Source organism: Angelakisella massiliensis (assembly GCF_900104675.1).
In the GTDB taxonomy this organism is placed as follows: domain Bacteria; phylum Bacillota; class Clostridia; order Oscillospirales; family Ruminococcaceae; genus Angelakisella; species Angelakisella massiliensis.
This window is the reverse complement of record NZ_LT629942.1, coordinates 1-6,155: the sequence shown is the minus strand read 5'-3', so window position 1 is coordinate 6,155 and position 6,155 is coordinate 1. Positions and strand designations below refer to the sequence as shown.

The following is a 6,155-nucleotide window of genomic DNA, read 5'->3' as shown; positions in this document are numbered from 1 at the left end:
GGGGAGCAGCAGCGGCTTGAGGGGCTTATGAGGAAGAGCCGCCTGTCGCTGGCTGAGGCAAAGGAGAAGTACCCGGACTGGTATGAGCGGCGGATCGTCAAGAAGGAGCGGCGGGGCCGCTGGACGGTCAAGCGTGACCTGTACGACTGGTGGCTGCACCGGATCGGGGACGAGATCCGGGTGGGCCATCGTTTCTACGGCATTATGACGCTGGCTATCTATGCGAAGAAGTGCGGGATCAGTGAGGACGAGCTGCGCCGGGACGCTTTCTCCCTGCTGAAACCTTATGACGATATGAGTGTGGAGGACATCAACCGCTTCACAAAAGACGATGTGGTGTGTGCCTTGGAGATGTTCAATGAGGACTATGTGACATTCCCCAGGGATGATATAGCGAAGCTGTCCGGTCTGACTATGCCGGTCAATAAGCGGAACTGGCGCAAGCAGGAAGAACATTTGGGAAGAGCCAGGGCGGTACAAGCATTTGATGATCCAAATGGGAATTGGAGGAATAAAGAGGGGCGCCCATTGGCCCAGGATCGGGTATATGAGTGGCGGCAGCAGCACCCGGAAGGTCGCAAGGCCGACTGCCACCGGGACACGGGGCTTGACCCCAAAACGATCCGTAAGTGGTGGGATAGTACGCCCCCGACTGTTCGTGTCCAGGATGGACACATTACGGTGCGTGTTACCCCCTCCCAGGCGGTGAGTGATCTGCTGGTGAAGGCATTAGGACAGGGTAAGGATTAGGGTCGGTTTTCGGCCCTGGAACGCCACAGGAGGGTTCTTCCGACGGTCTGAGGGTAAACATACCACCCCCCTCTTTATTGCGCCCGGAAAGCCTTGCAAATCAAGGGGTTTACCACCCATAAATGTCTACATATCAGCGTGACGCATTTACAGAATGGTAAAGAAAAACGCTTGTATTTTTCTTTATTTCTGCATATAATATGAGTAGGAAAGGAGTGTTGGATATGGCACACACGGTCAATGTGAATTTTAAGTTGGATGAAGATGTGAAAAAAAGGATGGAACGGGCCTGTGCCGAGATGGGCCTTTCCATGAGCGCTGCGTTTACGATGTTTGCAAAAAAGGTCGGCAGGGAGTACCGCATTCCGTTTGAAGTTTCGGCTGATCCGTTCTACTCGGAAAGCAACCTCCGGCACCTGGAGAGCGTCATGCAGGATGTGAAGGATGGTAAGGCTCACTTTGCCGAGCATGACCTGATCGAGGTGGACTGATGAAGCTGTTGTGGGAGGATCGGGCGTGGAGTGACTATCTGTATTGGCAGACACAGGACAAAAAGACGCTGAAACGGATCAACGCGCTGATAAAGGATATTCAGAGAAGCCCCTACCAGGGGATCGGCAAGCCGGAGCCGCTGCGGGGCAACCTGAGCGGCTGGTGGAGCCGCCGCATTGACGAAACCAATCGCATTGTTTACTATGAGCAGGGAGAGGTCATTTATATTATCTCCTGCTTGGGCCACTATGACGATTGAGAAAGGAAGGGCCGGTTATGAGTTGGGATAAAGAGAGGATCGCGCAGCTGCAGCTCCCCGATCCAGCAGACGATGATCCGCACCCCCGCTTGCTTCTGGAAGGGGAAGGCGTACACGCCGGGCAGGGGTTTACTGCCCTGTTTCCCGATGGTTGGCATGATATTACCCTGGAGGTAGCCTGGGAGCCGGAAGGCCCCGGTTGCTGGTACATATCCACGCCGGGATTTAAGGGCGTGTGTCCCATTGGCCTGTTCGTGAAGGTATGAAAACGATCCGACAGATAGCCGATGAGATAGGCGTATCGAAGCAGGCGGTCTATAAACGGTATAAAGGGAAGCTGCATACGGTTTGCGCTCCGTATGCGCATACGGAGCAGGGAGTTTTGTATCTATCGGAGCAGGCTGAAACCCTGATAAAACAAGACTTTTTGAAGGATGACCGCTCCATTGGAGCACATACGGATACGCATACGGAGCGCTCCAATGGAGCGGTGCCGGAGCAGTCGCAAGAGGACAGTGTGGTGGCAGTTTTACAGGCCACCATCGACACGCTGCAGGGGCAGCTTGAAGTAAAAGACCGGCAGATTGAAAAATTGACGGAGGCTCTGGTTGCTGCCCAGAAGACAGCGGCAGCGGCCCAGGCTCTCCATGCGGGAACGATTCAGCAGCAACTTGTCACTGGTGAGGCTGGATCGGATCAGCAGGGCCAGAAGCTGGTAGAAAAAAGAAGTTGGCTTTCTAAATTATTTGGTGGCAGATAACGGGTTAGCTTGGTCGTTATCTGCCCTTTTTATTGCATTAAATCAGAAGAAATAAAAAATAAAATTAAATATTGACTTTAATAAAATTAAAAATTATAATAAAGATATAGATAGGAGGGATGAGTATGGATGCGCTGCCTATATGGATGAGCGAGTTGGAGGAAGAGGATACGGTATTCATAAAGAAGTTCATTTTAGCATCTGGCTCACTGAAAGAAGTAGCTGCCCAGTATGGAGTGACCTATCCCACGGTGAGGTTGCGGCTGGATCGGCTTATTCAAAAAATTAAGCTGACGGAGGATACTGCAGCGGACCCATATATTGCAACCATTAAGAGACTGGTAGTCAGTGAACGGCTGGATTTTGACACTGCGAAACTACTCATCTCTGAATATAAGAAAATCCGTCAAGGGCAAAAGTGAGGGAGGAAATTTTATGGCAGCAGTAGGTTTGTTTGCGGGTGTTTTTAGTCTGCTGATTTATTTATGCATTATCCTTGTTCCTGTGGCTCTGCTGGTGGTGCTTCAAGTGTGGCTATGTAAAAAGAGTATCCGCTTAGGTTTAATTTTGCCTGGTGTGTCTTTGGTAATGTCACTTATACTGGCTTTTGGTGTGATTGCCTTTAGTAGCTTGAGCACAGCAGGCGCAAGTGGAGAATTGGTGTTAGAGCAAAATGGACAGGTGGTGGAGCGAACGGTAACTGAAAATGGTACAGTTACCGTCTATGATGGAGAAGGAAATATTACGGATCAGTATCCAGATCCAAACTATGAGGACAATCGAGCCGAAAGTGAGCAGATTTCTCTGACCATGATAGCGGTGGCAGGAGTGATGTTCTTGGTGTTCAATATTCCTACACTGGTATTTGGGGGGATTTGGCTCCACTATAAAAACCGCCAGGATTTGCAGGATGATTTGCGAAAAATGAAGGTTGAGGATTTAGGATAGAAAATAATCTATTTCGCAGGTGTGGCCACACTTGCTGTGCTTGCTATTCTGTGGCGATAGCCCAGTCCCCTGGGGAGCCGCCCGGAGGCGGCGGGGCCGAAGCCCCAGCCGGAGCCGGCCGGGAGCAGCGGGAAACCGCAGCGGCCGACAGTTCCGGCAATCCCCCGCGGGAGCGCGCAAAAGCACTTTCATACTGACGCCCCAACGGGGCGGCGGTGTGAAAGTGCTTTTGCGTTACTTTCTCACCGAGAAAGTAACAAAGAGGTCTTGCCCCCTTGCGGGGGCTATGGTAAGATGGGATTGGTAAGAGGTTTGGACGATAGAAAGGGTGGGTGATTTTATCGGTACAACTATTTCCGGCATGACTGGCCGGGGTAGCATCCGGCATAATAACCGGAGCTTTTCAGCGGCCAATGTAGATCGGAGCCGGACGGAGCAGAATGTGACTTTTTGCAACGATGATTTGAAACAGGTTTACCATGAGATCTTCGACGAGGCCCTGGCTGCCTACAATGCCAAAAAGAAAAAGACCAGGGATAAGATCCCCGACTACTATGAGCATATCCGCCAGGGGAAACAAGAGAAGCTGTTCCATGAAGCGATCTTCCAGATCGGCAACCTGGAGGACTGCGGCTGCGGCTCCCCCGGAGGGGAACGGGCTGCAGCAGCTCTCAAAGAGTTTGCGGAGTCCTTCCAGGAGCGCAATCCCCATCTGCGGGTGTTCAATATGGTGCTGCACATGGACGAGGCCACGCCCCATCTCCATGTAGACTTTGTGCCGGTGGCCACGGAGCAGAGCCGGGGCCTTTCCACCCGGGTTTCTATGAAACAGGCACTCAAACAGCAGGGGTTTGTGGGGCTTGGCCGCAATCAGACGGAGTGGCGATCCTGGATGGAACGCGAAAAGGCATCGCTTACGGAGATTGCCCAGGCGCATGAGTTCGAGATCATCAGCCTGGGCGGTGGCCGGCCTCACATGGAATTGCCGGAGTTCAAGGCAGCGGCCAAGCGGCTGGAGGCTGTCCAGGAGCAGGTGGCTGCAGCGGAGCAGGAAATGGCCGAACTGGAGCAGCAGAGGAAGGCCCTGCAGGGGACGGTGCGGCAGCTCCAGGCTGCGGAGAAGGTGCGGGTTGACCTGGACGCGATCCAGCCAGAGAAAACGCTGACAGGAGCCGTCAAGGGCGTTACAGTGGAGCAGGTGAAGGAGCTGAAGGCAGCGGCGATCCGTGGGGCCGCTGCGGAGCAGAAGGTGAAAGAGCTGAAGGTAGAAAATCAGCAGCTTCATAGCCGGATGCCGTCCATGAAAGAAAAGCTGAAGGAGGCCGAGGAGCGGCAGCGGCTTATCAACGAAAACCGCAATTTGCAGGTACAGGTGGAGTATCTGGAGAACAGCTTGGACAGTGAGCGCAACTTCGCATCCCGGCTCCTGGAAGGGGTCGAGGCGGTGCTGGACTTCCTGGATCGGCACCTGCCGGAGCAGTTCCGGCCCATGCTGGAAAGGGCGCGGGAGCTGCTGCCTGTGCCGGAGCTGCAACAGCCGGAACAGGAGCAGGATCGGGGCCACACCTGGGGCGGCATGGAACTTTGATAGGGAAAAAATATATTGATAATATATAGCTTGTCCAGGATGACTTGAAAGAGCTGCTTGGACAGGCTATAATAACAACTGAAAATAGGGAAATACTGTATTGATAATATATGCCGTATAGTAAGGGGTAGGAACAGGCGGAAAATATGCCGGAATCTGGCTTGTCAAAAAATAGGGAAATACTGTATTGATAATATATGCCCCCCTATGGGCCTTTAGGCCCTCAAAATTATCTCTTAAAATTCTCTCTCGGATGGGGAGAAAGTCGGAGGGGAAAAGGGGGGTGGGCGGAGGCTGTGGGAATGTGGTAAACCCAACGGGTTTTCCATCATTTCCATGGCCGGAGCCAGGGGGGAAAGGGGGAGGTGACTTTCTCTTTAAGGCCCCGAAGGGGCCGCTCTTTGGCTCCCCCTTTCCCCCCTCCCGCCCGCAGGCGTTTTTGTGAGAACAGATTTTTGATAATTTTTCTTCTGGAGGTGATTCTATGGCTACGGATCAGCAGGCCGCTATGGAGCAGCTGCGGGTGTTGTATCGGGAAAAAAATGAGCATCTGGAGAAGTTCCTGGAGCCGGTCACGCCTTTTGAGTTTTACCGGGAGATCTTCCCCGTGGGCAGCTTTGAGCGGAAGGGCCATTTTGAGGACGAAAAGGGCAACGGGATCGCGGTGACGGTGCCGCCTAAAGCCGCAGGGATTGCCTTGGAGATCCAGGAGGAAGGCAAGGCCAAACGCTACACCATCACCGATGAACTGTCGGAGCTGTCGGAGGTCTACGATACGGACTTTACTATCATGTCCCCTCTGTCCTACTTCGGTCGGCGTCGGTGTGGCAAGAATGCCCGGTATCTCTATGCCCTGGTCTTTGACTTGGATGGGGTGGGGATGCCCCAGCTCCGGGACACGCTGCACCAGATGAACAAAGATATTTTGCCCCAGGCAACCTTTGTCGTAAACAGCGGGACGGGGCTTCACCTGTATTATGTCCTGGAGGAGCCTATCCCCATGTACCCGCACAACCAGAAATGCTTGAAGGAGCTGAAATATTCTCTCACCCGTCAGATCTGGAACAGGTACACCTCCACCATCAAGGAGCCGCAGATGCAGGGTATATTGCAGGGGTTCCGGGTGGTCGGCTCCGGCTCCAAGCTGGGTCGGGAGTACCCCGTAACGGCCTACCGGCTCGGAGGGAGGGTGACACTGGAGAAGCTGCTGGAGTTTATCCCGGACAGCAACGGGGAGCAGCAGCGGCTTGAGGGGCTTATGAGGAAGAGCCGCCTGTCGCTGGCTGAGGCAAAGGAGAAGTACCCGGACTGGTATGAGCGGCGGATCGTCAAGAAGGAGCGGCGGGGCCGCTGGACGG

7 protein-coding genes and 2 pseudogenes are annotated in these 6,155 nt (G+C 53.6%); all 9 read left to right on the top strand.

Annotated features, from left to right (window positions below):
- Positions 1–750, top strand: a pseudogene (locus tag BQ5383_RS00315) (hypothetical protein); the annotation flags it as partial.
- A gap of 224 nt (positions 751–974) precedes the next feature.
- Entirely contained in the window at positions 975–1,241 is a 267-nt protein-coding gene (locus tag BQ5383_RS00310; protein ID WP_071428850.1) for a type II toxin-antitoxin system RelB/DinJ family antitoxin, read from the top strand.
- A complete protein-coding gene (locus BQ5383_RS00305) occupies positions 1,241–1,501 on the top strand; it encodes a Txe/YoeB family addiction module toxin (RefSeq protein ID WP_071428849.1) in 261 nt (86 codons plus the stop codon). Before BQ5383_RS00310 ends, BQ5383_RS00305 begins: the two co-directional genes overlap by 1 nt.
- Positions 1,502–1,518: 17 nt before the next feature.
- Entirely contained in the window at positions 1,519–1,767 is a 249-nt protein-coding gene (locus BQ5383_RS00300) for a hypothetical protein (RefSeq protein ID WP_071428848.1), read from the top strand.
- Positions 1,764–2,261: a hypothetical protein gene (locus tag BQ5383_RS00295; protein ID WP_071428847.1), complete on the top strand. Its 498-nt coding sequence runs from the start codon at positions 1,764–1,766 to the stop codon at positions 2,259–2,261. The genes BQ5383_RS00300 and BQ5383_RS00295 overlap by 4 nt, the downstream gene beginning before the upstream one ends.
- A gap of 119 nt (positions 2,262–2,380) precedes the next feature.
- Entirely contained in the window at positions 2,381–2,683 is a 303-nt protein-coding gene (locus BQ5383_RS00290; RefSeq protein ID WP_071428846.1) for a DUF2089 family protein, read from the top strand.
- A gap of 13 nt (positions 2,684–2,696) precedes the next feature.
- On the top strand, positions 2,697–3,209 hold the full coding sequence (locus BQ5383_RS00285; RefSeq protein ID WP_071428845.1) for a hypothetical protein: 513 nt from the start codon (positions 2,697–2,699) through the stop codon (positions 3,207–3,209).
- Positions 3,210–3,537: 328 nt separating this feature from the next.
- Positions 3,538–4,797, top strand: a complete 1,260-nt coding sequence (locus BQ5383_RS00280) for a plasmid recombination protein (RefSeq protein WP_235821901.1) — start codon at positions 3,538–3,540, stop codon at positions 4,795–4,797.
- Positions 4,798–5,281: 484 nt separating this feature from the next.
- Positions 5,282–6,155, top strand: a pseudogene (locus tag BQ5383_RS00275) (hypothetical protein); the annotation flags it as partial.

Coding starts and splice junctions, on each gene's coding strand:
- BQ5383_RS00285 (WP_071428845.1), top strand. CDS start 2,697: ATGGCAGCAGTAGGTTTGTTTGCGGGTGTTTTTAGTCTGCTGATTTAT.
- BQ5383_RS00305 (WP_071428849.1), top strand. CDS start 1,241: ATGAAGCTGTTGTGGGAGGATCGGGCGTGGAGTGACTATCTGTATTGG.
- BQ5383_RS00295 (WP_071428847.1), top strand. CDS start 1,764: ATGAAAACGATCCGACAGATAGCCGATGAGATAGGCGTATCGAAGCAG.
- BQ5383_RS00300 (WP_071428848.1), top strand. CDS start 1,519: ATGAGTTGGGATAAAGAGAGGATCGCGCAGCTGCAGCTCCCCGATCCA.
- BQ5383_RS00310 (WP_071428850.1), top strand. CDS start 975: ATGGCACACACGGTCAATGTGAATTTTAAGTTGGATGAAGATGTGAAA.
- BQ5383_RS00290 (WP_071428846.1), top strand. CDS start 2,381: ATGAGTATGGATGCGCTGCCTATATGGATGAGCGAGTTGGAGGAAGAG.